24 protein-coding genes are annotated in these 23,464 nt (G+C 55.4%); 11 read left to right on the forward strand and 13 right to left on the reverse strand.

All coding sequences use genetic code 11. From position 1 onward, the window contains the following. Nucleotides 1-294 precede the first annotated feature (294 nt). Complete coding sequence (locus ACQG22_RS09170) at nt 295-549, forward strand: putative hemolysin (protein WP_095453145.1); 255 nt, start codon at nt 295-297, stop codon at nt 547-549. A gap of 80 nt (nt 550-629) precedes the next feature. Further along, the gene (locus tag ACQG22_RS09175; protein ID WP_013097068.1) at nt 630-935 is read left to right on the forward strand and encodes a hypothetical protein; all 306 of its coding nucleotides are present in this window, start codon (nt 630-632) and stop codon (nt 933-935) included. Here ACQG22_RS09175 and ACQG22_RS09180 read toward each other — a convergent pair whose 3' ends face one another. After that, nucleotides 936-1,280, reverse strand: coding sequence for a DUF488 domain-containing protein (locus tag ACQG22_RS09180; RefSeq protein WP_218656771.1), 345 nt, complete (start codon nt 1,278-1,280; stop codon nt 936-938). Between the two features lie 101 nt (nt 1,281-1,381). Between ACQG22_RS09180 and ACQG22_RS09185 the strand changes: the two genes are divergently transcribed. After that, on the forward strand, nt 1,382-2,089 hold the full coding sequence (locus ACQG22_RS09185; protein WP_346397433.1) for a CTP synthase C-terminal region-related (seleno)protein: 708 nt from the start codon (nt 1,382-1,384) through the stop codon (nt 2,087-2,089). A 33-nt stretch (nt 2,090-2,122) separates the two neighbouring features. On the opposite strand, the gene ACQG22_RS09190 is transcribed toward ACQG22_RS09185, so the two are convergent. After that, entirely contained in the window at nt 2,123-3,298 is a 1,176-nt protein-coding gene (locus tag ACQG22_RS09190) for a CynX/NimT family MFS transporter (protein WP_013097065.1), read from the reverse strand. Nucleotides 3,299-3,397: 99 nt separating this feature from the next. On the opposite strand from ACQG22_RS09190, the gene ACQG22_RS09195 reads away from it, so the two are divergent. After that, on the forward strand, nt 3,398-4,189 hold the full coding sequence (locus ACQG22_RS09195) for an AraC family transcriptional regulator (protein WP_013097064.1): 792 nt from the start codon (nt 3,398-3,400) through the stop codon (nt 4,187-4,189). Here ACQG22_RS09195 and ACQG22_RS09200 read toward each other — a convergent pair. Beyond that, a complete protein-coding gene (locus ACQG22_RS09200) occupies nt 4,173-4,619 on the reverse strand; it encodes a DUF441 domain-containing protein (RefSeq protein WP_008500737.1) in 447 nt (148 codons plus the stop codon). The genes ACQG22_RS09195 and ACQG22_RS09200 overlap by 17 nt on opposite strands. A 145-nt stretch (nt 4,620-4,764) precedes the next feature. Between ACQG22_RS09200 and yoaI the strand changes: the two genes are divergently transcribed. Continuing rightward, nucleotides 4,765-4,869, forward strand: coding sequence for a small membrane protein YoaI (gene yoaI, locus ACQG22_RS09205; protein WP_020690334.1), 105 nt, complete (start codon nt 4,765-4,767; stop codon nt 4,867-4,869). Between the two features lie 21 nt (nt 4,870-4,890). Here yoaI and ACQG22_RS09210 read toward each other — a convergent pair whose 3' ends face one another. The 3 genes from ACQG22_RS09210 to yeaG all read right to left on the reverse strand — a co-directional run bounded on the left by ACQG22_RS09210 (nt 4,891) and on the right by yeaG (nt 8,798). Continuing rightward, the gene (locus ACQG22_RS09210) at nt 4,891-5,391 is read right to left on the reverse strand and encodes a YbaK/prolyl-tRNA synthetase associated domain-containing protein (protein ID WP_013097062.1); all 501 of its coding nucleotides are present in this window, start codon (nt 5,389-5,391) and stop codon (nt 4,891-4,893) included. Between the two features lie 114 nt (nt 5,392-5,505). Beyond that, a complete protein-coding gene (locus ACQG22_RS09215; RefSeq protein ID WP_013097061.1) occupies nt 5,506-6,789 on the reverse strand; it encodes a YeaH/YhbH family protein in 1,284 nt (427 codons plus the stop codon). Between the two features lie 74 nt (nt 6,790-6,863). Continuing rightward, nucleotides 6,864-8,798: a protein kinase YeaG gene (gene yeaG / locus ACQG22_RS09220; RefSeq protein ID WP_013097060.1), complete on the reverse strand. Its 1,935-nt coding sequence runs from the start codon at nt 8,796-8,798 to the stop codon at nt 6,864-6,866. Between the two features lie 431 nt (nt 8,799-9,229). Here yeaG and ACQG22_RS09225 point away from each other — a divergent pair, with 431 nt between their 5' ends. Further along, nucleotides 9,230-9,976, forward strand: coding sequence for a MipA/OmpV family protein (locus ACQG22_RS09225; RefSeq protein ID WP_013097055.1), 747 nt, complete (start codon nt 9,230-9,232; stop codon nt 9,974-9,976). 91 nt (nt 9,977-10,067) lie between these two features. Here ACQG22_RS09225 and ACQG22_RS09230 read toward each other — a convergent pair whose 3' ends face one another. Further along, entirely contained in the window at nt 10,068-10,952 is an 885-nt protein-coding gene (locus ACQG22_RS09230; protein ID WP_013097054.1) for a D-hexose-6-phosphate mutarotase, read from the reverse strand. Nucleotides 10,953-11,024: 72 nt separating this feature from the next. Beyond that, nucleotides 11,025-12,020, reverse strand: a complete 996-nt coding sequence (gene gapA, locus ACQG22_RS09235) for a glyceraldehyde-3-phosphate dehydrogenase (protein WP_013097053.1) — start codon at nt 12,018-12,020, stop codon at nt 11,025-11,027. A 341-nt stretch (nt 12,021-12,361) separates the two neighbouring features. Between gapA and msrB the strand changes: the two genes are divergently transcribed. Then, nucleotides 12,362-12,775 (forward strand): peptide-methionine (R)-S-oxide reductase MsrB, encoded by a 414-nt coding sequence (gene msrB / locus ACQG22_RS09240; RefSeq protein ID WP_013097052.1) that lies wholly within the window; start codon nt 12,362-12,364, stop codon nt 12,773-12,775. A 41-nt stretch (nt 12,776-12,816) separates the two neighbouring features. Beyond that, on the forward strand, nt 12,817-13,095 hold the full coding sequence (locus ACQG22_RS09245; protein WP_013097051.1) for a YeaC family protein: 279 nt from the start codon (nt 12,817-12,819) through the stop codon (nt 13,093-13,095). 60 nt (nt 13,096-13,155) lie between these two features. Here ACQG22_RS09245 and ACQG22_RS09250 read toward each other — a convergent pair whose 3' ends face one another. The 4 genes from ACQG22_RS09250 to sppA all read right to left on the reverse strand — a co-directional run bounded on the left by ACQG22_RS09250 (nt 13,156) and on the right by sppA (nt 18,172). Beyond that, nucleotides 13,156-14,412 (reverse strand): glycoside hydrolase family 18 protein, encoded by a 1,257-nt coding sequence (locus ACQG22_RS09250; protein WP_013097050.1) that lies wholly within the window; start codon nt 14,410-14,412, stop codon nt 13,156-13,158. A 172-nt stretch (nt 14,413-14,584) separates the two neighbouring features. Continuing rightward, nucleotides 14,585-15,226 carry a bifunctional nicotinamidase/pyrazinamidase gene (gene pncA / locus ACQG22_RS09255; RefSeq protein ID WP_102752494.1) on the reverse strand — a complete coding sequence of 214 codons (642 nt, stop codon included), beginning with the start codon at nt 15,224-15,226 and terminating at the stop codon, nt 14,585-14,587. Nucleotides 15,227-15,235: 9 nt separating this feature from the next. Continuing rightward, nucleotides 15,236-16,252 carry an asparaginase gene (ansA, locus tag ACQG22_RS09260; RefSeq protein ID WP_013097048.1) on the reverse strand — a complete coding sequence of 339 codons (1,017 nt, stop codon included), beginning with the start codon at nt 16,250-16,252 and terminating at the stop codon, nt 15,236-15,238. 63 nt (nt 16,253-16,315) lie between these two features. After that, on the reverse strand, nt 16,316-18,172 hold the full coding sequence (gene sppA / locus ACQG22_RS09265) for a signal peptide peptidase SppA (protein ID WP_369706436.1): 1,857 nt from the start codon (nt 18,170-18,172) through the stop codon (nt 16,316-16,318). A 167-nt stretch (nt 18,173-18,339) separates the two neighbouring features. Between sppA and ACQG22_RS09270 the strand changes: the two genes are divergently transcribed. From ACQG22_RS09270 to ACQG22_RS09280, 3 genes are all read left to right on the forward strand, one after another. Continuing rightward, a complete protein-coding gene (locus tag ACQG22_RS09270; RefSeq protein ID WP_013097046.1) occupies nt 18,340-18,891 on the forward strand; it encodes an NAD(P)H nitroreductase in 552 nt (183 codons plus the stop codon). 116 nt (nt 18,892-19,007) lie between these two features. After that, nucleotides 19,008-20,051, forward strand: coding sequence for a selenide, water dikinase SelD (selD, locus tag ACQG22_RS09275; RefSeq protein ID WP_014831513.1), 1,044 nt, complete (start codon nt 19,008-19,010; stop codon nt 20,049-20,051). Between the two features lie 4 nt (nt 20,052-20,055). Beyond that, nucleotides 20,056-21,963 (forward strand): DNA topoisomerase III, encoded by a 1,908-nt coding sequence (locus tag ACQG22_RS09280; RefSeq protein ID WP_114518686.1) that lies wholly within the window; start codon nt 20,056-20,058, stop codon nt 21,961-21,963. A 58-nt stretch (nt 21,964-22,021) separates the two neighbouring features. Here ACQG22_RS09280 and gdhA read toward each other — a convergent pair whose 3' ends face one another. Continuing rightward, nucleotides 22,022-23,365, reverse strand: a complete 1,344-nt coding sequence (gene gdhA, locus ACQG22_RS09285) for an NADP-specific glutamate dehydrogenase (RefSeq protein WP_369706437.1) — start codon at nt 23,363-23,365, stop codon at nt 22,022-22,024. Nucleotides 23,366-23,464 lie beyond the last annotated feature (99 nt).

Raw genomic sequence — 23,464 nt, forward strand, 5'->3', positions numbered from 1 at the left:
TCCCATGCACAAGACGTCTGCATCTGCATGTTATGCTGAAAATTTCGACTTCAGCCATAGTAAAACATGAATGGTGAGAATTTTATATATCCACCAGAAGCAGGCAGGGGAGAAAAAGGCCCCGTTGTTGAGACCGGGGCAAAGACATCTTGATTACGGAATGATGTTCTCTGGTCATAAGGAGAACACGCCTCACTATAGTGTTGAAAAGTGCAGTTAAAATGGAGAAATGATGGAGAAAGCGACGGCGACCCGTTACCCTTATCTTCTGATGATGTAAAAAGGATCAACACGATGAGATTTCTGCTTTTGGCTCTCGCGCTACCCCTGGCGGCCTGTACCACAAAAACGTCTCCACCTGTTGCCCCACCGCCGCCGCATAGGGTGGGGATGGCTAACCCTGCCTCTGTCTATTGTCTGGAAAAAGGGGGAGAGCAGATCCCAATCCAGAGCCCGCAGGGCGTGCGTACGGAGTGTAAATTGCCCGGTGGCGAAGTGATCGACGAATGGGAGCTCTACCGCCGCGATCATCCGCAACCCGACAGGTGACAGCAGGACAAAGATTGCGATACACTTCTCTTTAGGATTATTCTTAGCCAGATTCTGGCCACCGTTATCGTGAGAGAAGTATGTTTCAGCTTAAACCGGGCAGCATGGCGTTGATCATTGGTGCCCGCACGGCCTCAGGCCGTCGCAATGTGGGTAAATCCGTTGAGTTGTTTGGCCTTTGCCAGCCCGGCCAGCGCTTCGTTAACCCGGTCAATGGCGTGATGACGCAGCTGCCTGCGACAGCGGATCGCGCGCTCTGGCTGGTGACGGGCGATGTCTACGCCTTTGATAATCAGCACGGTTTTGCGTTTGTGCGCGCCGAACATCTGCTGCCGCTCACGCCGGATGAGGCACCGCAAACCTTCGATGCGCTGACGGCCAGCTAATCACAAATGGCGCAGCCAGTCGGCTAAGACTATTGCGTGATTCTGTTCGGTATTTTTCGCGGCGTAGAGAAGGGTTAAGTTTTGCTGTCTCGCGAGGGTTGCAAGACGCAAACCTTCGTCTTTATACTGCGCCAGCTCTTCCCGATACGCCTGGCTGAAGGCAGCGAAATCAATGGTTTCACTGTGAAAGGCCTTACGTAACCCGTCAGAAGGCGTTAGCGCCTTGCACCATTCATTATGCACAAGGTCTGCTTTTTTCACCCCTCGCGGCCACAGTCTGTCCACCAGCACCCGATAACCATCCTCCGGGGCTGCCTGTTCATAGACGCGCTTGCACTGAATCATCATTTCCCCCTCCCAATTTAAGGTATTGTGATTATTGCAGAAGATCGGTAGTCTGAGGTTCCTTATGTTATCTGATAATACTCTGGCATAAGGAACCTTTCATGGAACACCTCCCGGTTAAAACGACGCTGCGCATTGCGCTGGTTGGCGATTACAATCCCGATGTGATTGCGCACCAGGCGATCCCGCTGGCCATAGATGATGCTGCTGCAGTACTGGATCTCACCGCTGATTACGACTGGCTTGCGACGACGGAGCTGACCAGCCCTGAAGATCTGGTGGGTTACGATGCCATCTGGCTGGTTCCTGCAAGCCCCTACAAAAACACCGAAGCCGCCTTTATCGCTACACGCTACGCGCGCGAAAACAGCATTCCGTTTCTCGGCACCTGCGGCGGTTTCCAGCATGCATTGATTGAGTATGCGCGTAATGTGCTCGGCTGGAGCGATGCGGCGCACGCCGAAACGGACACCGAAGGCTCAATGGTGATTGCGCCGCTGACCTGCTCGCTGGTGGAAAAAACCGATGCGATTGAACTGCGTAACAACACGCTTATTGCGAAAGCCTACGGCAAGCCGGAAATTGAAGAGGGATATCACTGCAACTACGGCGTATCGCCGGAATTTGCGCAGGAACTGGAGAGCGGTGATATGCGCGTGACGGGCTGGGACGAGCAGGGGGAAATCCGTGCCGCAGAGCTGGTTACCCATCCGTTCTTCGTGATTACCTTATTCCAGCACGAGCGCGCTGCGCTGGCGGGGCGTCCGGTGGTGTTGGTACAGGCGATGCTGCGTGCGGCAAGGGGATAAATAACAGGCAGACCGTCAGGTCTGCCACTGTTTTTAGCGTGGCGTGATCTCCCGGTCTCGCCCGGCAAGCATGCCGCAGATGGCCATCACCACCGAGGCCAGCGCGCAGGCCAGAAGGGGGATCTGCCAGTCACCGGCGGTATCGTGAATTTTTCCCATCAGCGGAGGCCCGCAGGCGGCCAGCAGATAACCAATCGACTGCGCCATACCGGACAGTGCCGCCGCCTGATGAGCAGAGCTGGCGCGCAGGCCGATGAACGTCAGACCGAGGATCATCGTTGCTCCGGTGCCAAAGCCAAACACCAGCGTCCACACGACCGCCAAATCCGGTGCAAACCAGAAACCGGCCGCACTCACTGCGCACATCAGGGCTACGGCACCGGCGATCCCGCGTTGATCGTTCAGGCGATGCAGGATCAGCGGCACGGCAAGGCCCGGAATGGCCGTGGCCAGCTGTAAGAGCCCGTGCATGGAGCCTGCCTGCGCTTCGCTGTAGCCGTGGCTGAGTAATATCGCGGGCAACCAGCCGATGATGACGTAGTAAATCAGCGAGTTAATGCCGAGAAAGAGCGTCACCTGCCAGGCGAGGGCAGAACGCCATATGGCGCGGTTGTGCAGCGCCCCTGCACCGGTCACCGTAGCGACCTGCTTCTGGCGCCACTGCGGCAGCCAGAGCAGCAGCGCCAGCAGGGGAAAGATCATAAGCATCAGCAGCGCGCCATGCCAGCCTGCGGCCCCCTGAGCGAGAGGAACAATCAGCGCCGAACCGAGCGCCGCCGAAACGCCCATCGTCAGGGAATAGGCCCCGGTAAGGCGGGCAACCTGGCCGGGAAAGTCGCGTTTGATTAAGCCCGGTAACAGCACATTCCCGAGCGCGATCCCGCAACCTATCACCGCCGTGCCGGTAAACAGCAGGGCCGCGGAGGGCAGAGAGCGCACGGCAATCCCGGCGCAGATCAGCAGCAGGGCGAGGAACAGGCTGCGCTCCATGCCGATACGCCGTGCTACGCCCGCGGCAAGCGGCGAGACAAGGGCAAACGCTAATAGTGGCAGGGTGGTTAGCAGGCCGGTTTGCGCGGTGGTTAATCCATATTCAAGGCGAATGGTATCGAGCAGCGGCGCTGCGCCAGTAAAGGTGACGCGAAGCGTCGTGGCAATCATCAGAATGCCGGCGATCAGCAGCGCGCCTTTGCGAGTAGCAGTAGTCATTGTTTTCTCATACGTTCAGGCGAGCGCACACAATACCGATTTTCGCCGTGGTTGAAATCAGGCTAAAATGACAGTTTATCGCTAATATCGGACAACCTGATGAACGGTCTGGGACTCGACGGCTACGATCCCGATAGCCAATTCGATGCCGCGGTCGCGTTTCGCATCCGCGTGGTAGCGCAGGAGCAATATATTCCGCTCCATCAGCACCGCAAAGGGCAGATGATTCTGGCGCTGGGTGGTGCAATCACCTGTGAGGTAGAAAATGCCATGCTGATGGTTCCGCCCCAGTATGCCGTGTGGATCCCCGGGCAGATGCCCCACAGCAACAGGGCCACGCCAGGCGCGCAGCTCTGCTTTTTGTTTATTGAACCGGGTGCCGTCAGTCTGCCGGACCGGTGCTGTACCCTGAAAATATCGCCGCTGGTGCGGGAGCTGATTCTGTCGCTGGCGGGAAAAACGCGTGAGCAACTGCCGCTTGCCACCACCTCGCGTCTGGTGGATGTGCTGTTTGATGAACTGCCGCTCCAGCGCCAGGAGCATTTACAGCTGCCCGTTTCCCCTCATCCAAAAATTCGGTTTATGAGCGAAAAGATGGCGGAAGAGCCCGCCGCGTGGCAGACGCTGGCGCAATGGGCGAACCACTTTGCCATGAGTGAGCGCAACCTGGCACGGCTGGTGGTCAAAGAGACGGGCTTAAGCTTTCGCCGCTGGCGTCATCAGCTGCAGTTGATTGTGGCGTTGCAGCTGCTGATTGGCGGGAAGTCAGTTCAGCAGGTGGCGCAGTCACTTGGTTATGACTCCACCACCGCCTTTATTACGATGTTTAAAAAGGGGCTGGGGCAAACGCCTGCGCGCTATATTGCCAGCCTGACTACGACTTCCCAATAAACAGCGAAACCAGCCCGGCGGCAATGAGCGGGCCCACCGGAACGCCGCGAAAGAGCGCCACGCCAAGCACCGTTCCCACCAGCAGGCCAGCCACCAGCGAGGGCTGGCTGCTCATCAACGTGACGCCGCGACCACCCAGCCATGACACGAAAATCCCCACCGCGATAGCCACCAGTGATTTCCAGTTAACAAACGAGTGCAGCAGCGTTGAGGCCGGAAGCGTGCCGCTGGCAATGGGGGCCATCACCCCAATGGTCAAAATGATTATCCCGATCGTCAGGCCTTGTTTTTCTATCCACGGGAAAAAAGTGTTTAACGGGGTGACGCGCACAATGATCAACACCAGGATCGAGATGGCGACGGTGGTGTTATGGCTGATAAAGCCGAGTGCAGCGAGTGCCAGAAGAATAAGCAGAGTAGGGTCAAACATGAGGAGTCCTTGCCAGAATAGTAAGCCTGCTTACTTTACGCGGAAAAACGGCTGACGACAGTGTTTTAAAAAAAATAGGAGATTGTCATATCCGTGTCATTTACAGGGGATAAAACGGCATCAGGCATCGCAAAGGGTCGCTAAGATGAACGATCACATGTTTGTTGAAACGCTGATTATCTCCTCATCGTTTTTCGCTATTGCGGTGATTTTGATCGCATCAGTTCTGTTTCTGGAAAAGAGAGGCTGACAGAGGCGTCAGCCATCACGGTCACGCTTTACGAAACGTCACCAGTTCAGGGCGGGCAATGCGCAGATAATCCTGGGTATCCATGATCACGGATTTTTCCAGCAGACCGGCATTGAACGCGATTTCGTCAAAACGCTCGAACAGGAGCGGGTCGGCGACCAGCGTCAGATCCGGATGGAAGCTAAACGGTGGGATAGCACCAAACACGCAGGCGGTCAAATGATCGACTTCGGCCGGGCTTGCGAGAGAGGCTTTTAAGCCGCCGAAATGGCTGGCAAGCTGGCTCAGGTCGGCCTGCTGGTCAGCGGCCAGGATCGCCAGAACGTGTTTTTTTACGCCGTTTCCCTTCACTTTGCAGACCAGCGCTTTTGCGCCTTGCCCCAGATCGGTTCCGCGGATTTCGCTTACCGCTTCGCATTTTCCTACGGCCTCGTGCTCCATCACGCGAAAGCGCGCACCTTGCTGCGTTAATAGCGAAATGAGTTGCTGGTGGGTAGCCGTACCCTTAACCTCATCAGACATAGTCAGTTTACCTGTTATCTGCCAATACGCAGTTTCCAACAGTAGCACAGATCTTTTTGCGAAGGGGATGGATGAAAGGGAAAGAAAACAGCCAGCGTGTCGCTGGCTGTGTGGTCAGGCATTGCTGGTGGCCGATTGCTTGTGGAACAGCTCCCGGAACACCGGATAGATATCATCCTGGTCACGGATGTGTTGCATGGCGAAATTTTCGAACATCGATTGCAGATGTTCATATTCACGCCACAGCGTCTGGTGAGCACGACGCGTGATTTCGATATAGCTGTAGTAACGCACCACCGGCAAAATTTTCTTCGCCAGAATGTCGTGACACAGCGGCGAATCATCCGCCCAGTTGTCGCCATCCGACGCCTGCGCAGCATAGATGTTCCACTGAGCCGGATCGTAACGCTCTTTCACCACCTCATCCATCAGCTTCAGGGCGCTCGATACAATGGTGCCGCCCGTCTCCTGCGAGTAGAAGAACTCATGTTCATCCACCTCTTTGGCCTGGGTGTGGTGGCGGATATAAACCACTTCCACGTTCTTATAGGTTCTGCTCAGGAACAGATAGAGCAGAATGTAAAAACGCTTCGCCATATCCTTGGTGGCCTGGTCCATTGAACCGGAGACGTCCATCAGACAGAACATGACAGCCTGGCTCGAAGGCTCCGGCCGTTTTTCGTAGTTTTTATAGCGCAGGTCAAAGGTATCGATAAACGGTACCCGCTCAATCTTCGCCCTCAGCTCGGCAATCTCTTTACGCAGGCGCTCTTCTTCCAGCAGTTGCGCCGGTTCTGTGTTTTCTACCACCTTCAGGCTGCTTTCCAGTTCGCGCAGCTCCCGCCGTTTACCGGCCGTCATGGCCGTGCGCCGCGCCAGCGAGTTCTGCAGCGAACGAACGACGCTGATATTGGCCGGTACGCCGTTCGCGGTATAACCCGCGCGATGGGTTTTGTATTCGTTAAGCTGACGGTGCTGGTTCTTTTTCAGATTAGGCAGCGCCAGATCCTCAAAGAGCAGATCGAGATACTCATCTTTTGAGATCTGAAAGACGAATTCATCCTGACCTTCACCATCCTGACTGGCCTGTCCTTGACCGCTTCCAGAACCGCCGCCGCCTCCTTGTGGGCGCTCGATTCTGTCGTTCTGAACGAAGTGGTCATTACCTGGGTGTACGCGATGGCGCAGGCCGCCACGCCCCTGATGAAACATCGGTTCGCTGATGTCATCGGTGGGGATGGAGACAGACTCGCCGCTGTCGACGTCGGTTACCGAGCGTTTGTTGATGGCCTCGGAGATCGACTGTTTAATTTGCGCTTTGTAACGGCGCAAGAAGCGCTGGCGATTCACCATGCTCTTGTTTTTGCCGTTCAGACGCCGGTCAATAAACCAGGTCATATACCCCCCGTACTGCATTTGCCAACTTGCATTTTGTCGGCCCGGTGAGCGTTAAACGCTACCGGGCACTTGTTTTAAGACGATTTCCGTACGCGCAGATACCATTCGCACAGCAAACGAACCTGTTTGCGGGTGTAGCCTTTTTCCATCATACGGTCGACAAAATCGTCGTGTTTTTTCTGCTCGTCAGTTGAGGTTTTGGTGTTAAACGAAATGACGGGTAACAGCTCCTCGGTGTTAGAGAACATTTTCTTCTCGATGACCGTGCGCAGTTTCTCGTAGCTGGTCCAGTTCGGATTACGACCGTTGTTATGCGCTCTGGCACGCAGTACGAAGTTCACAATTTCGTTACGGAAGTCTTTCGGGTTGCTGATCCCGGCAGGCTTCTCAATTTTTTCCAGCTCCGCGTTCAGGGATTCACGGTCAAACAGCTGTCCGGTATCCGGGTCGCGGTACTCCTGATCCTGGATCCAGAAGTCAGCATAGGTGACGTAACGGTCAAAGATGTTCTGGCCGTATTCTGAATAGGATTCCAGGTAGGCCGTCTGGATCTCTTTGCCAATGAACTCGGCATATTTCGGGATCAGATAACCTTTCAGGAACTCAAGGTAACGTTCCGCCTGCTCCTGTGGGAACTGCTCGCGTTCAATCTGCTGCTCCAGCACATAGAACAGGTGGACCGGGTTGGCCGCCACTTCCGCATGGTCGAAGTTAAACACGCGGGAGAGGATCTTAAACGCGAAACGCGTGGAAAGACCGTTCATGCCCTCGTCGACACCCGCGTAATCGCGGTACTCCTGATACGACTTCGCTTTCGGGTCGGTATCTTTCAGACTTTCCCCGTCATACACGCGCATTTTGGAGTAGATGCTGGAGTTTTCCGGCTCTTTCAGACGCGACAGGATGGAGAAGCGCGACAGCGTTTCCAGCGTGCCCGGTGCGCATGGGGCATGCATCAGCTCACTGTGGTTAAGCAGTTTTTCGTAAATTTTGATCTCTTCGGAGATCCGCAGGCAATAAGGCACTTTGACGATGTACACACGGTCAAGGAACGCCTCATTGTTTTTATTATTTCGGAAGGAGACCCACTCGGATTCGTTCGAGTGCGCCAGGATGATGCCGTTGAACGGCAGGGCAGAGATACCTTCCGTCCCGTTGTAGTTCCCCTCCTGGGTGGCCGTCAGCAGCGGATGCAGCACTTTAATGGGTGCTTTAAACATCTCGACGAATTCCATAATGCCCTGGTTCGCCCGGCACAGTGCGCCGGAGTAGCCGTAGGCATCCGGGTCATTCTGGGCGTAGTTTTCCAGCTTACGGATATCGACTTTACCGACCAGCGCCGAGATGTCCTGGTTGTTCTCATCACCCGGTTCCGTTTTGGCGATGGCGATCTGCTCCAGAATGGATGGCCACACTTTCACGACGCGGAATTTGGTGATATCGCCACCAAACTCATGCAGGCGTTTCGCCGCCCACGGCGACATGATGGTGCCGAGATAACGACGCGGAATGCCGTACTCTTTATCCAGAATTTGCGCATCTTCCTGCGGGTTAAACAGGCACAGCGGATGGTCGTTCACCGGGCTGCGTTCACCGTTGGCGCTCAGCACATAGATAGGCACGCGCTGCATCAGCGATTTCAGCCGTTCAGCCAGCGACGATTTACCGCCACCCACCGGGCCGAGTAAATAGAGGATCTGTTTCTTCTCTTCCAGACCCTGAGCAGCATGCTTCAGGTAGGAGACGATTTGCTCGATGGCATCTTCCATGCCATAGAACTCTTCAAACGCCGGGTATCGGGCGACCACCCGATTCGAAAAGAGACGGGAAAGCCGTGGTTCCTGGGCAGTATCAACCATGTTTGGCTCACCAATAGCCATCAATAGCCGTTCTGCCGCGTTGGCATAGGCACTGCGATCTTGCCGACAGATGGTAAGAAACTCCTGCAGTGTGAACTCTTCGTCCTTGGCAGCTTCATAGCGCTGGCGATAGTGATCGAATATATTCATGGCATGCCGTCCTTTCGTTTTTTAGCACAGGATAAGAGCCGTTCGTATGAGTAGTGGAGGCTCCCGGAAGAGAATCTCTCGCACCTCACTGCCAGAGCAGCAACCTGTGTGCCAGGTCAGACGCTAAGAACCGCGGGGCGTGCAGGAAAACTCTTCTTAAATTAAAGCGTAGATGGCATTTGCAAAACTTGCATGCTGATAAAATCTAATTTCAATGACATATCAATAACTCATCCAAAAATATCCATTGCCGTTATATGTCATACGGGCATTTTTCACCCTGCGGTCACAGAAGTGAAAACGGCCTGTCATCTGAAAAATGAAAAATAACGGGTTAATCAAACTGATTAGCAGGCAAAAAATTTGGGGAAGTACGGGTCTGGCGGTTACACTTCTCCCGCTGATTATTTGACTACAGGAAAGAATGGATTGTGACCAAACTCAAACTTCTGGCATTGGGCGTACTCGCCGCGACCGCAGTTAGCACCGCACAGGCGGAAAGCCAGTGGACGGTAGGTGCGGGCGTTGGCGTCATTAACAGCCCGTATAAACAGTATGATCGTGATGTTTATCCCGTTCCGGTTGTCACCTATGAAGGCGATAACTTCTGGTTCCGTGGACTGGGCGGCGGCTACTATCTGTGGAACGATACGGCCGATAAGCTCTCCATTATGGCCTACTACGATCCGACGCACTTCAAACCGGGTGACAGCGACAGCCACGCCCTGCGTCGACTCGACAAGCGTAAGAGCACCATGATGGCGGGTCTCTCTTATGTGCATAACACCGAATATGGCTTCCTGCGTACCGCGCTGGCGGGAGACACGCTGGATAACAGCAACGGCTTTATCTGGGATCTGGCGTGGCTCTATCGCTACACGAACGGTGCGTTAACCCTGACGCCAGGTATTGGTGTGCAGTACAACAGTGAGAACTACAACGACTACTACTATGGCGTTTCTAAGAATGAATCCCGTCGTAGCGGTCTGAAGAGCTACAGCGCAGATGATGGTTGGGATCCGTACCTGGAGCTGACCGCGAGCTACAACTTCCTGGGTGACTGGAACGTATACGGTACTGGCCGTTACGAGCGTCTGAGCGACGAAGTGAAAGACAGCCCAATGGTCGACAAGTCCTGGGCGGGTATTTTCTCTGTCGGTGTGACCTACAAGTTCTGATTGTGCATCAAAACAGTGCAATCTTTGCATTATAACGGGGCGCTTGCGCCCCGTTTGCATTGTGCTGGTGCGGTCAAAATAATACCGCGTCTTAGCGCTTCACAATGCGAATAGTTTGCCCTAAGCGAGACGGTTTTTCTTCGCTGGCTTTTTGCGCCGTCGTGACGCAGGCCGTTTCAACGCAGACAAACGTTTTGTAACCGTCATCGGGCACGTCGGCCATGCTCACTGAGAGTGCCGGACCTGGGTTCCAGCCCACCACGTTGCTGTGATGATGGTGAATCACTTCGATGCCACGGTTGAGGGCACTGTCGTGGATCACATTGCACGCTTCCGGATGCAGGTAAACGCGGTCGGTACGGTCAGGGAAGGTCTGCACGCCGTCGCTGAGTTTCCCTTCTTTTGCATTGTCCACTTTGTCGATATAGGTATCGCCAAGGCCGCTCACTTTTACCGCGCTGATATCACCCACGTTGAAGTAGGTGTGCAAGGCAGAGGTCGTTTCAAACTCGCCGTGCGCTTCCAGCTCAATCTCGCAGGTTTTACCCAGCTTGAAGCGGGCGTACAGGGTAAACTCGTGCGGCCACAGCGCACGGGTCTCGTCATTGGCCTGAAGCTCAAAAGTCAGCACGGCACCGTTATCATCTTCGTTATGCGCTTTCAGGGTCCACTGCTGGTTGCGGGCAAAACCATGAGAAGGCAGTCCCTGCTGCGCTGAAGGGCCAAACCATGGCCAGCAGACAGGCACGCCGCCGCGGATCGCCGCCCCTTTTTTGAAAGAGGTTGCATCGCTCAGCCACAGCACTTCCGTTTCACCTTCCGGTTTCCAGGAGAGCAGGTGGGCGCCGTTCAGCGCAACGGAGGCTTTCACACGCGGGTGGTCAACGACGATAACATCAGCGCCATCAATCTGGCGACGGGAGAGCACAGGGGTAAGTTGTTCGACTACCGGAAGTGCAAAAATTTTATTAATCATTAAGCAATCCTCTGTCTTATAAATAAAAAAGGCGACCGAAGTCGCCTTTTTGGATCAAGCACTCATCTCAACTTATTTGGAGATGTGAGCGATCAGGTCCAGTACTTTGTTAGAGTAGCCGGTTTCGTTGTCGTACCAAGATACCAGTTTAACGAAGTTGTCGTTCAGTGCGATACCTGCTTTAGCATCGAACACGGAAGTGCATACTTCGCCGTTGAAATCGGTAGATACAACGTCGTCTTCGGTGTAACCCAGAACGCCTTTCATTGGGCCTTCGGAAGCAGCTTTGATTGCTTTCTTGATGTCTTCGTAAGAAGCAGCTTTTTCCAGACGAACGGTCAGGTCAACAACGGATACGTTAGGAGTTGGAACGCGGAACGCCATACCAGTCAGTTTGCCATTCAGTTCTGGCAGTACTTTACCTACCGCTTTAGCAGCACCGGTAGAGGATGGGATGATGTTCTGAGCCGCGCCACGGCCGCCACGCCAGTCTTTGTGAGACGGGCCGTCAACGGTTTTCTGAGTAGCGGTGGTCGCGTGAACGGTAGTCATCAGACCTTCGATGATGCCGAAGTTGTCGTTGATAACTTTTGCCAGCGGTGCCAGGCAGTTGGTGGTGCAGGATGCGTTAGAAACGATATCCTGGCCAGCGTAAGTTTCGAAGTTAGCACCACGAACGAACATTGGGGTGTTGTCTTTGGAAGGACCAGTCAGAACAACTTTTTTCGCACCCGCGGTGATGTGTTTACGCGCAGTTTCGTCGGTCAGGAAGATACCGGTTGCTTCAGCAACAACGTCAACACCGATTTCGTTCCATTTCAGGTTAGCTGGGTCTTTCTCAGCAGTAACGCGGATGGTTTTGCCATTAACAACCAGGTGGCCGTCTTTCACTTCAACGGTGCCGTCGAAACGACCGTGAGTTGAGTCGTACTTCAGCATGTACGCCATGTATTCAGCGTCCAGGAGATCGTTGATACCAACGATTTCGATGTCAGAACGTTTCTGAGCAGCACGGAAAACAATACGGCCGATACGGCCAAAACCGTTGATACCTACTTTGATAGTCATATATTCCACCAGCTATTTGTTAGTGAATAAAAGGTTGCCTGTAAAATTACAAAAACCTTACGCAGCGTCAAGCGGAATCGTGTCAATCATTGCGACAAATCAATCCTGTGACTAACGTTTGTGCGACTGACTCGCCTCACTTTCCCTTTGAGCTAGCAACCACATGGGGGCTGCGCCCGGAATTTTAAAGGCCTCGCAGGATAAATATGTGAGCATGATCACAATTGCCTGACCGCCTTTTCGCGACACATAAGTTTAGATCAAAAGTGCACGCAAGGGTGTTAATGTTTTGTTAGAATCCGGGTTAAAAGATGTCTGTTTCTACAGCGAGATGTAAGCATATGTCGAACCAACGTAACCCTGACGATTTGAAAAAAAACCTCACAGAAATGCAGTTTTACGTGACGCAGAATCACGGCACGGAGCCGCCATTTACCGGGCGTTTACTGCATAACAAACGCGATGGCGTATACCATTGCCTGGTCTGTGACGCCCCCCTGTTCAATTCACAAACGAAATACGATTCTGGCTGCGGCTGGCCGAGCTTTTACGAGCCGGTGAGCGATGACGCGATCCGCTACTTAACTGACTCGTCGCACGGGATGGTGCGTACCGAAATTCGCTGCGGCAACTGCGATGCGCACCTGGGGCATGTCTTCCCGGATGGCCCTCAGCCAACGGGCGAGCGTTTCTGCGTTAACTCAGCTTCTCTGAGCTTTAGCGACGATGAAAACGGCGATCAGATTAAAGGTTGAAAAAACGATTCAGCAAATTATTCCTTTGAAAGGGAGAGATCGTGAATATTGATGACATGATTAACGGTATGACGCCGGAGGTTTATCAGCGTCTGGTCACCGCCGTTGAGCTGGGGAAATGGCCTGATGGCGTTGCCTTAACCCCGGAGCAAAAAGAGAACAGTCTGCAGCTGGTCATGCTGTGGCAGGCGCGCAACAATACCGATGCGCAGCACATGACAATCGATACCAACGGCCAGATGGTGATGAAGAGCAAGCGTGAACTGAAGGAAGAGTTTGGTATCACGCCAAAGCCGATTGCGACGATGAAAATACAATAACGGTGTGGGTTGATGCCCTCACTCAACCCTCTCCTTGTGGGAGAGGGTTTGATTGCCTCATTACTTGTGCGAGATCCCGAGCGACTCCGCCAACTGCTTCGCTAACTGGTTGTTATCATCCGCCCCATACTCCCAGAACATTGCGCCTGCCAGACCTTTCTCTTTGATATAGTCCGCTTTGATAGCGACGGAACGTGGATTCTCATACGAGAGGGCAAACAGATCCTTCCCGTCGGCGCCCTTCACGGAAAGCCACGGCACTTTCGCCTGGTCGTCCCAGTGTTCAGTAAAGCGCTTTTGCGGGTCGTTTAGCAGTTTCTTCACGATATCGTTGTACTTCACGTAGGTATCTTTGGTCAGGTCATAACCGAGTGATCTGAACAACCCGATCTCCTGTGGGCCGAAGTAAGGCTGTGTCACCGGATTGTTTTGCGCATCGGGCTTGCTCCAGTCAATGCCCGGTTCCACAGCGCGTTTTGGCACGCGCCCATAGAAACCAATCCCAAGGTTCATCTGCTGTGGCTTCAGCCCCGCGGCCAGATAATTGTTCACCACAAAATCAACGCTGTATTTATCTGCTGCCGCCACGGTCGGCCAGGCGCTGGAGTCATACAGGTTCGCGTTAAAATACTGAGTGCCGTACGCCATGTCGTAGGTCATCAGGTTGATATAGTCGAGAAGGGGAGCAATGGCTTTCACATCGACCCAGCTTTTCGGACTTTCCGCATTGGCCCCAACCGCAATCGTGACCAGTTTTTTCTGCCCGAAGGCGGCACGCAGCTCTTTCAGCAGGAAGGTGAAGTTATCCCGGTCTGCAGGCGTGCTTGCGACCAGCCCCCATGCGCCGTTTACCGGGTACTCCCAGTCAAGGTCGATCCCGTCCAGACCGTATTTCTCAACAATCTCCTGCGCCGAGCGGATAAACACCGCGCGGCTCTCTTTGGTGGCTGCTGCGCCCGAGAAACCACGGGCACCCCAGCCGCCGACGGAAAGCAGAACGTTTAAATTCGGGTTTTGTTTACGAAGCTGTGGGATAAGCGCCAGATCGGACGCCACTTTCGGAGATAACCAGATCTGATGCAGCTTCGCCGGATCTTTCAATGCGGCGTTGGTTTCGTCTTTTTCGTTATTGTAGATAAGGCCAAACGAATAGTTCAGGTGGGTGATCTGGCGGACATCAAGCGTATTGATATCGCCGCCGGGTCCGGCAGTGACATCACCACCGCCGTTGAAGTAGCCCACGGACATCAGGGGAGCGGCGTAAGCAACTGACGCGCAAAGCAAGGGTAAAGCTGCCAGCAATGGCAAACGTTTCATAGGTGTTCCTCTTTGACAGAATAAAAATAACCACGCCACAGAAAAAGCGTGGCGAAAAAACAGCCTGAAAAGCATAGCATTGCCGCTTCGCTTGTGATGCGAGGGAGTTCACTTTATGGGGATCGGAGTGGAAGTGCCGGGTAAGGCGAAGCCGCCCCCCCGGCATAAAAGACTACGCCTGCGTCTCCAGCCAGTCTGCCAGCGTATACAGCGTCGCGCCTTCAGCGGCCATATCCATAAACGCCTGCGCGCTGTCCTGCGGTTGAATGTTCACCCCGCGACAGCCGTCGGTGATGACGCTGACCATATAACCCAACTGGAGCGCGTCCAGCACGGTAAATTTCACGCAGTAATCGGTTGCCAGCCCCAGCACAATCAGCTCGGTGATTTCGTGGTGACGTAACCACGCGTCCAGCGCCGTTTTCTGGCGATGTCCGTTATCGAAAAAGGCGCTGTAGCTGTCAATAGCCGGGTTTTCGCCTTTATGAAACACCGCGTCGATGGCTTTCTGATTCAGCAGCGGATGTAGCGCAGCGCCTTCCGTTTGCTGCACGCAGTGATCGGGCCAGAAGGTTTGCGCCAGACCGTCGAGCTCACCCTGGCTGAAGGGTTCAACGCCGTGCTGGCTGGCAAAACTGCCATGGTTGGCCGGATGCCAGTCCTGGCTTGCGACAACGGCTTCACCGCGCAATTTACACCAGTCAATCAGGGTATTGGCCACGTCGACCGTGCTGTCACCTTCTGCGACGGCCAGTGCGCCGCCCGCGCAGAAATCATTTTGCAAATCGACCAGTAACAGGGCGCGTTGCTTCATGAGGCCTCCTTATTCGTCCGGGGTCAGTTCGCCGCGCAGGTTTTGCATCATGGCGCTGCGAATGGACTGGATGTCCAGATCCTGACTCAGTAAATAATGAAGTTTAGTCAGTGTGGCCTCGACGGTCATATCGAATCCGCTGATCACCCCCGCATGCGCCAGAGCGTTACCGGTGGCATAGCCGCCCATATTGACCTTGCCGGACATACATTGCGTCAGGTTAACCACCACAATCCCGCGCTCGCTCGCTTCCTGCAGCTCTTTCAGGAATTCACTGTTCTGCGGCGCGTTACCCACACCGTAGGAGCGCAAAATCAGCGCTTTTACCGGCTGACGCAGGAAGTTGCGCACCACATCAGCAGAGATGCCCGGATAAATGGTTACCACACCGATCGGCTGCGGAGTGATCGGGTGAACGATCAGCTCGCCTGAGGTGGTCGGCGCAGGCGGCGTGCCCAGACGACGAATATGAATACCCGCTTCCAGCAGCGGTTGCAGGTTTGGTGAGGCGAAGGCGTCAAACCCATCGGCGTGCGCTTTGGTGGTACGGTTGCCACGATACAGACGGTTGTTGAAGAACAGCGAGACCTCGTTAATCGGGTAGTTCGCCGCCACATAGAGGGAGTTAAGCAGGTTAATCTGTCCATCCGAGCGCAGTTCCGCCAGCGGAATTTGCGAGCCAGTCACAATCACCGGTTTGCTCAGGTTTTCCAGCATGAAGGAGAGCGCCGAGGCGGTAAAGGCCATGGTGTCGGTACCATGCAGGATCACAAAGCCGTCGTACTGGTCGTAATGGGCTTTGATGTCATCCGCGATATGCTGCCAGTCTTCCGGCGTCATGTCGGAGGAGTCCATCAGCGGCTCGTACTCGTGGATGGTAAAGTCAGGCATTTCCGGGCGGTGGAATTCCGGCATCAGGGCAAGCTGACGTTGAAGATGACCGGACACAGGAATATAGCCGTTTTCAGAGCGCTGCATCCCGATGGTACCGCCAGTGTAGGCTACATAAATCGATTTCTTCTGCATGGTAGTGATTTCTTGTTCTTCAAAAGAAAAAAATCCCCTCTTCACCGGAAGAGGGGACGGGGTTTAACGTACGTTTGCGCAGGTCAGGCAAAACGCGTAACGACTTTGTGGATCATTAAACGCCGCGAGCTTATCGCTTTCCGCTTTCATCGCTTTAGCGGCCGTGGCGACAGGCGCTGGCAGATAAGCCTGCAGCGCTTCTGGCAACATGGCGCGCACGGAGACGGACATGCTGTCCATCACCATATCGAAGAACGACGGCTCATCCTGATAGTATTCAACATGCCACTGTTTGAGCTTCGCCAGTTCGGCGGCTTTCTTCACCGCGTCATCAAAGTCACCCAGGCTGTCGACCAGGCCGTTGTTCTTCGCATCCTGTCCTGTCCAGACGTGGCCCTGAGCAATTTCGTCGATCTGCTGCGGCGTCTTTTTACGCGAGTCAGCGACCAGCGTGATAAAGCGCTTGTAGCCATTCTCAATGCTGAGCTGCATCATCTCGGACACTTCAGGTGGCAGGGATTTGGTTACCGACACATCCGCCAGCGGTGAAGTGGCCACACCATCCGTATGCACACCCAGGTAATCCAGGCTGTTCTCTACCGTGTTGATCACCCCGAAGATGCCAATTGATCCGGTCAGGGTGCTTGGGTTAGCGACGATGTAGTTAGCCGGGGTTGAGATCCAGTAACCGCCGGAAGTCGCCATGCCGCCCATGGAAACCACCACCGGTTTACCTGCTGCACGCGCTGCGGCCAGCTCGGCGCGGATCACTTCAGAGGCGCTGACGCTGCCCCCCGGGCTGTTCACACGCAGCACAATCGCTTTCACTTTCGGATCAAGACGCGCGTCACGGATCTGCGACGCGGTGGTATCACCGCCGACGTTCCCCGGTGTCTCCTGACCGTCCATGATTGCGCCATTGGCGAAGACGACGGCAACGCTGTCACCGCTCTCATCCGGTTTTTTCGCCGCGTAATCGTACATGCTGATCGCGCTGTAATTTTTATCCTCTTTGCTCCAGCCGAACTGTTTGCTCAGGGACTTTTCGATCTCCGCGCTGGTTCCCAGGGCATCGACCAGCTTGTTATCAAGCGCATATTTCGCGGTATCGCCGTCAACCTTGCGCAAGCCGTCCAGCACGCCCTGAGCACCAGGGAAGACCTGTGCAGGGGTAATCTGGCGGTTACTGGCAACCGTGGTCAGGTAGTTCTGCCACAGCTCACCAATCCAGCGGCTGTCCGCTTCACGGGCGGCAGGGGACATGTCATCACGGATAAATGGCTCCACGGCAGATTTATACGTACCGACGCGGAACACATGGGTGGTGACCTTCAGCTTGTCGAGCAGAGATTTGTAGTAAAGCCCGTTCGTGGCAAAGCCGTGCAGGTCGACCGTACCCTGAGGTGAAAGCCAGATTTTATTGGCAAAGCTCGCCAGATAATATTGCCCCTGGCTGTAGCTGTCGCCTATTGCGATCACCGGTTTACCGCTGTCACGGAATTCACGCAGGGCTTTGCCGATGTACTGCATGGAAGGTTGGTCGGCCCCGGCAAAATCTTTCAGATCCAGCACGATACCCGTAATGTTGCGATCATCTTTTGCCTGACGAATGGTATCGACAATATCGAACAGGGAGTTTTCCTGCAGACGGTCCGAGGTAGCGCCGAACAGCTGACGACCAATCACTCCCAGACGATTGCTGGTGGAAGGCTTATCGACAATCACGCCGGTGATGTCGAGCAGCAGCGCGCCGCGCGTCGAATGCTGTGACTGGTTTGCGTTACTGATGTGCATCCAGATGCCCGCGCAAACCAGCACCAGGAGGATGAACACGAGGTTCATCACCAGGTTGCGGACGAAATTGAGCAGTCGCCACGTCCATTTAAAGAAACCGGCAAAGATTCGCCAAAGGGTTCGCATGTATTCTCCCTAACCAGAAAATGACTGTTTCCGTCGCCACTGGACGGTAATGTTGGGTTATCGTAATGACCCAACCGCCACTTGTCAGCAGGAATCGCCTGCCAGGCTGTAACAAAATCTGCCGTCGTGTTAATTTTGTGAGTAAATTTCAAGAAAGGAGTTAACCAATGGACGCACTTGAACTGCTTGTTAACCGCCGTAGCGCGTCACGTCTGGCGGAACCTGCGCCAGCGGGTGAGCAGCTGGAGAACATTCTGCGTGCCGGTATGCGTGCGCCGGATCACGGCACACTTCAGCCGTGGCACTTCTTTATTATTGAAGGTGAAGGCCGCGAGCGCTTCAGTCAGCTGCTGGAGCAGGGGGCGGTTGCCGCCGGTCAGGATGAGAAAGGGATCGATAAAGCCCGTAACGCGCCGTTCCGTGCACCGATGATTATCGCCGTCGTGGCGAAGTGTCAGGCGGAGCATAAAGTGCCGGTCTGGGAGCAGGAGATGTCGGCGGGATGCGCGGTGATGGCGATGCAGATGGCCGCTGTTGCACAAGGCTTCAACGGTATCTGGCGTACCGGGCCACTGACTGAAAGCCCGGCGGTGCGCGACGGACTCAACTGCGGCGAGCATGACAAAATCGTCGGTTTCCTCTATCTCGGCACCCCTCAGCTTAAAGCCTCCAGCACCATTAGCGTGCCGGACACTACGCCTTTCGTCAGCCGTTTCTGATAACGCGCGCTAAACTGTCTGGATTCTGAGCATCTGCCGCAGAATTCAGACAGTCATACTTACCTCTTTAAGGAATGAGCGCTACCATAGCGCGATTGCATTGACAGGAGATGTCCATGAGCGAGCAAACCATTCGTTTAACGCAATACAGCCACGGAGCCGGTTGCGGTTGTAAAATTTCCCCCAAAGTGCTGGAAACCATCCTGCACAGTGAACAGGCGAAGTTTGTCGACCCGAACCTGCTTGTTGGCAACGAAACGCGTGACGATGCAGCGGTTTATGACTTGGGTAACGGCACCAGCATTATCAGTACCACTGACTTCTTTATGCCGATTGTCGATAACCCGTTCGATTTCGGGCGCATCGCGGCGACCAACGCCATCAGCGATATCTTCGCGATGGGCGGTAAACCGATTATGGCGATTGCGATTCTGGGCTGGCCGATCAACACCCTTGCGCCAGAAATAGCCCGCCAGGTGATTGAGGGCGGACGCTTTGCCTGCCAGCAGGCGGGGATTGCCCTGGCCGGTGGTCACTCTATTGATGCGCCGGAGCCGATCTTCGGTCTGGCGGTCACGGGCGTGGTGCCTACCGAGCGCGTCAAACGCAACAGCACCGCGCAGGCGGGTTGCAAGCTGTTCCTCACCAAGCCGCTGGGCATTGGCGTACTGACCACTGCCGAGAAAAAATCCCTGCTGAAACCGGAACACAAAGGTCTGGCAACGGAAGTGATGTGCCAGATGAACCTGGCCGGTGCCGCTTTCGCCAATATCGACGGCGTGAAGGCGATGACAGACGTCACCGGTTTTGGCCTGTTGGGGCATCTCTCTGAAGTGTGCCAGGGCGCGGGTGTGCAGGCGCAGGTCTGGTATCAGGACGTGCCGAAGCTGCCAGGCGTGGAAGCGTACATTGCCCAGGGCGCCGTGCCGGGCGGTACTCAGCGTAACTTTGCCAGCTATGGTCATCTGATGGGCGAAATGCCTGAAGAGTGGCGTAACCTGCTGTGCGATCCGCAAACCTCGGGTGGTCTGCTGCTGGCAGTCACGCCGGAGTCAGAAGCCGAGGTGCAGGCAACGGCCGCCGAGTTTGGTATCACCCTGACGGCGATCGGCGAGCTGGTGACCGCGCGCGGTGGCCGACCGATGATTGAGATCCGTTAATTCGATGCGGTTGTTTATTGCCGAAAAGCCGAGTCTGGCCCGTGCCATCGCCGATGTGCTGCCGAAGCCGCATCGCAAAGGCGACGGCTTTATTGAATGCGGTAACGGGCAGGTGGTCACCTGGTGCATTGGTCACCTGCTTGAGCAGGCACAGCCAGACGTCTACGACAGCCGCTATGCCCGCTGGAACCTCAACGATCTGCCTATCGTGCCGGAAAAATGGCGCCTGCAACCGCGCCCCTCCGTCACCAAACAGCTCAACGTCATTAAGCGCTTTCTGCATGAAGCGTCTGAAGTTGTCCACGCCGGTGACCCGGACAGGGAAGGACAACTGCTGGTGGATGAAGTGCTGGACTATCTGGAGCTGGCGCCGGAAAAACGCCAGCAGGTGCAGCGCTGCCTGATTAACGACCTCAACCCGCAGGCGGTGGAGCGGGCGATTTCGCGCCTTCGCGCCAACAGCGAGTTTATCCCGCTGTGCGTGTCCGCGCTGGCCCGTGCGCGCGCAGACTGGCTGTACGGGATCAACATGACCCGCGCCTACACGATCCTTGGGCGGAATGCCGGCTATCAGGGGGTACTCTCCGTAGGCCGCGTGCAAACGCCGGTGCTGGGGCTGGTGGTGCGCCGTGATGAAGAAATTGAAAACTTCGTTTCCAAAGATTTCTTCGAAGTGAAAGCGCACATCGTCACCCCGAAAGAGGAGCGTTTTACCGCCGTCTGGCAGCCGAGCGATGCCTGCGAATCGTATCAGGATGAAGAGGGCCGTCTGCTGCACCGTCCGCTGGCGGAGCATGTGGTCAACCGGATCACCGGTCAACCTGCCATCGTCACCAGCTATAACGATAAACGGGAATCCGAACCCGCACCGCTGCCGTTTTCACTTTCTGCCCTGCAGATTGAGGCCGCGAAGCGCTTTGGCCTGAGCGCGCAGAACGTGCTGGATATCTGCCAGAAGCTCTACGAAACCCACAAGCTCATCACCTATCCGCGTTCAGACAGCCGCTACCTGCCTGAAGAACACTTTGCCGGACGCCACGCGGTGATGAACGCCATCGGCGTGCATGCGCCGGATCTGCTGCCGCAGCCGGTCGTCAATCCGGATACCCATAACCGCTGCTGGGACGATAAAAAAGTCGATGCCCACCATGCGATCATCCCGACGGCGCGGGCCAGCAACGTCAACCTGACGGAGAACGAAGCGAAGGTCTATAACCTGATCGCGCGTCAGTATCTGATGCAGTTCTGCCCTGACGCGGTGTTCCGCAAGTGCGTCATTGAGCTGGAGATCGCCAAAGGCAAATTTATTGCCAAAGCGCGTTTTCTGGCGGAAGCGGGCTGGCGTACGCTGCTTGGCAACAAAGAGCGTGACGAAGAGAACGACGGTACTCCGCTGCCGGTGGTGGCTAAAGACGACGAGCTGCTGTGTGAGAAAGGGGAAGTGGTAGAGCGCCAGACGCAGCCACCACGCCATTTCACCGATGCGACGCTACTCTCCGCCATGACCGGGATTGCCCGTTTTGTGCAGGACAAAGAACTGAAAAAGATCCTGCGCGCCACTGACGGGCTGGGAACCGAAGCGACCCGCGCGGGGATCATCGAACTGCTGTTCAAGCGCGGCTTCCTGGAGAAAAAAGGGCGCTATATTCACTCCACCGAGCCGGGCAGGGCATTAATCCACTCCCTGCCGGAGCTGGCCGCCAGGCCGGATATGACGGCGCACTGGGAATCGGTGCTGACGCAAATCAGCGAGAAACAGTGCCGTTATCAGGACTTTATGCAGCCGCTGGTGGGGACGCTGTACCAGCTGATCGATCAGGCGCGCAGCACGCCGGTGAAGCGGTTCAGAGGAATGGTGGCACCGGGTGGTGGTGCGAAGAAACCGTTTAAAAAGAAAAAGAGCGCGGCCTGATACCCTCGTTTTGTTCCCCTCTCCCTGTGGGAGAGGGCACCCGGCCGCACGATAAACCTTAAATCACACCCTGCCCAATCATCGCGTCCGCCACCTTCACGAACCCGGCGATATTCGCACCACGCACGTAGTTGGTTTGCGAGGCCTCACCGCCGTACTCTACGCAGGCATGGTGAATATCCAGCATGATGTGGTGCAGACGGGCATCCACTTTCTCTGCTTTCCAGCCCAGACGCGCGGCGTTTTGCGCCATCTCCAGACCGGACGTTGCCACGCCGCCGGCGTTGGCGGCTTTGCCCGGTGCAAACAGTACGCCTGCTTCCAGGAACAGATCGGTCGCCTCGATGGTGGTTGGCATATTCGCCCCTTCGGCTACCGCTTTTACGCCATTGCTGATTAAGGTGCGGGCGGCTTCAACGTCCAGTTCGTTCTGGGTTGCACACGGCAGGGCGATATCCACCGACACGCCCCACGGTTGTTTACCCTCAAGATAGGTCAGACCAAACTCGCGGGCATAATCGGCCACGCGGCCATCGCGACTGGCTTTGATTTCACACAGACGCGCCAGTTTCTCAGCCGTGAAGCCGGCTTCATCCACGACGGTACCGCTGGAATCAGACGCGGTGACCACGCGGGCACCAAACTGCATTGCTTTTTCGATGGCATATTGCGCCACGTTGCCGGAGCCGGAGACCGCCACGCGCATGCCTTCAAAGCCTAAGCCGTGGCGTTTCAGCATCGCTTCGGTGAAATAGACCAGACCGTAGCCGGTCGCTTCCGGGCGGATCAGGCTGCCGCCAAAGGAGAGTCCTTTGCCGGTAAAGACGCAGGCGCTGTTGTTTGAGAGCTTTTTCATCATTCCGGCCATAAAGCCCACTTCACGCCCGCCCACGCCGATATCACCGGCAGGGACGTCGGTGTCCGGGCCAAGGTGGCGATAAAGCTCGGTGATCAGCGCCTGGCAGAAGCGCATTACTTCGCCTTCGCTTTTGCCTTTCGGGTCAAAATCGCTGCCGCCTTTACTGCCGCCCATCGGCAGGGTAGTGAGCGCGTTTTTAAAGGTCTGCTCAAAGCCAAGGAATTTCAAAATCGACAGGTTCACTGAAGGGTGGAAGCGCATCCCGCCCTTAAACGGCCCGATAGCCGAGTTAAACTGCACGCGCCACGCGCGGTTCACCTGAATCTGATTGCGGTCGTCCACCCACGCCACGCGGAACTGGATCACGCGCTCAGGTTCGACGAGGCGCTCAAGCAAAGACATCTGACGATAACGTGGGTTTTGTTCCAGGAAGGGCCACAGGGTGGTCATTACTTCACGTACGGCCTGCGCAAACTCGCTCTGATGCGGGTCGCGCTGCTGAACATGGGTGAGAAAACTTTCCAGAGTGCGTGTCTGATCCATAGATATAAGAACCTCTTATGATAATTTCCGTATGTGTCTTATACGATTTGTGTTGTTTTTTTGACTATACCACCCGTACCGCTTTGCGAAGCAAGCAGA

The organism is Enterobacter cloacae complex sp. 309I3 (assembly GCF_050031595.1).
Taxonomy (GTDB): domain Bacteria; phylum Pseudomonadota; class Gammaproteobacteria; order Enterobacterales; family Enterobacteriaceae; genus Enterobacter; species Enterobacter cloacae.

Excerpts from the sequence above, each read along its gene's own strand:
- yoaI (WP_020690334.1), top strand. The coding sequence starts at position 4,765 with ATGAACGATCACATGTTTGTTGAAACGCTGATTATCTCCTCATCGTTT.
- ACQG22_RS09200 (WP_008500737.1), bottom strand. The coding sequence starts at position 4,619 with ATGTTTGACCCTACTCTGCTTATTCTTCTGGCACTCGCTGCACTCGGC.
- ACQG22_RS09195 (WP_013097064.1), top strand. The coding sequence starts at position 3,398 with ATGAACGGTCTGGGACTCGACGGCTACGATCCCGATAGCCAATTCGAT.
- gdhA (WP_369706437.1), bottom strand. The coding sequence starts at position 23,365 with ATGGATCAGACACGCACTCTGGAAAGTTTTCTCACCCATGTTCAGCAG.
- msrB (WP_013097052.1), top strand. The coding sequence starts at position 12,362 with ATGTCGAACCAACGTAACCCTGACGATTTGAAAAAAAACCTCACAGAA.
- ACQG22_RS09280 (WP_114518686.1), top strand. The coding sequence starts at position 20,056 with ATGCGGTTGTTTATTGCCGAAAAGCCGAGTCTGGCCCGTGCCATCGCC.
- sppA (WP_369706436.1), bottom strand. The coding sequence starts at position 18,172 with ATGCGAACCCTTTGGCGAATCTTTGCCGGTTTCTTTAAATGGACGTGG.
- selD (WP_014831513.1), top strand. The coding sequence starts at position 19,008 with ATGAGCGAGCAAACCATTCGTTTAACGCAATACAGCCACGGAGCCGGT.
- ACQG22_RS09170 (WP_095453145.1), top strand. The coding sequence starts at position 295 with ATGAGATTTCTGCTTTTGGCTCTCGCGCTACCCCTGGCGGCCTGTACC.
- ACQG22_RS09230 (WP_013097054.1), bottom strand. The coding sequence starts at position 10,952 with ATGATTAATAAAATTTTTGCACTTCCGGTAGTCGAACAACTTACCCCT.
- pncA (WP_102752494.1), bottom strand. The coding sequence starts at position 15,226 with ATGAAGCAACGCGCCCTGTTACTGGTCGATTTGCAAAATGATTTCTGC.
- yeaG (WP_013097060.1), bottom strand. The coding sequence starts at position 8,798 with ATGAATATATTCGATCACTATCGCCAGCGCTATGAAGCTGCCAAGGAC.
- ACQG22_RS09180 (WP_218656771.1), bottom strand. The coding sequence starts at position 1,280 with ATGATTCAGTGCAAGCGCGTCTATGAACAGGCAGCCCCGGAGGATGGT.
- ACQG22_RS09210 (WP_013097062.1), bottom strand. The coding sequence starts at position 5,391 with ATGTCTGATGAGGTTAAGGGTACGGCTACCCACCAGCAACTCATTTCG.
- ACQG22_RS09270 (WP_013097046.1), top strand. The coding sequence starts at position 18,340 with ATGGACGCACTTGAACTGCTTGTTAACCGCCGTAGCGCGTCACGTCTG.
- gapA (WP_013097053.1), bottom strand. The coding sequence starts at position 12,020 with ATGACTATCAAAGTAGGTATCAACGGTTTTGGCCGTATCGGCCGTATT.
- ACQG22_RS09190 (WP_013097065.1), bottom strand. The coding sequence starts at position 3,298 with ATGACTACTGCTACTCGCAAAGGCGCGCTGCTGATCGCCGGCATTCTG.
- ACQG22_RS09175 (WP_013097068.1), top strand. The coding sequence starts at position 630 with ATGTTTCAGCTTAAACCGGGCAGCATGGCGTTGATCATTGGTGCCCGC.
- ACQG22_RS09250 (WP_013097050.1), bottom strand. The coding sequence starts at position 14,412 with ATGAAACGTTTGCCATTGCTGGCAGCTTTACCCTTGCTTTGCGCGTCA.
- ansA (WP_013097048.1), bottom strand. The coding sequence starts at position 16,252 with ATGCAGAAGAAATCGATTTATGTAGCCTACACTGGCGGTACCATCGGG.
- ACQG22_RS09215 (WP_013097061.1), bottom strand. The coding sequence starts at position 6,789 with ATGACCTGGTTTATTGACCGGCGTCTGAACGGCAAAAACAAGAGCATG.
- ACQG22_RS09185 (WP_346397433.1), top strand. The coding sequence starts at position 1,382 with ATGGAACACCTCCCGGTTAAAACGACGCTGCGCATTGCGCTGGTTGGC.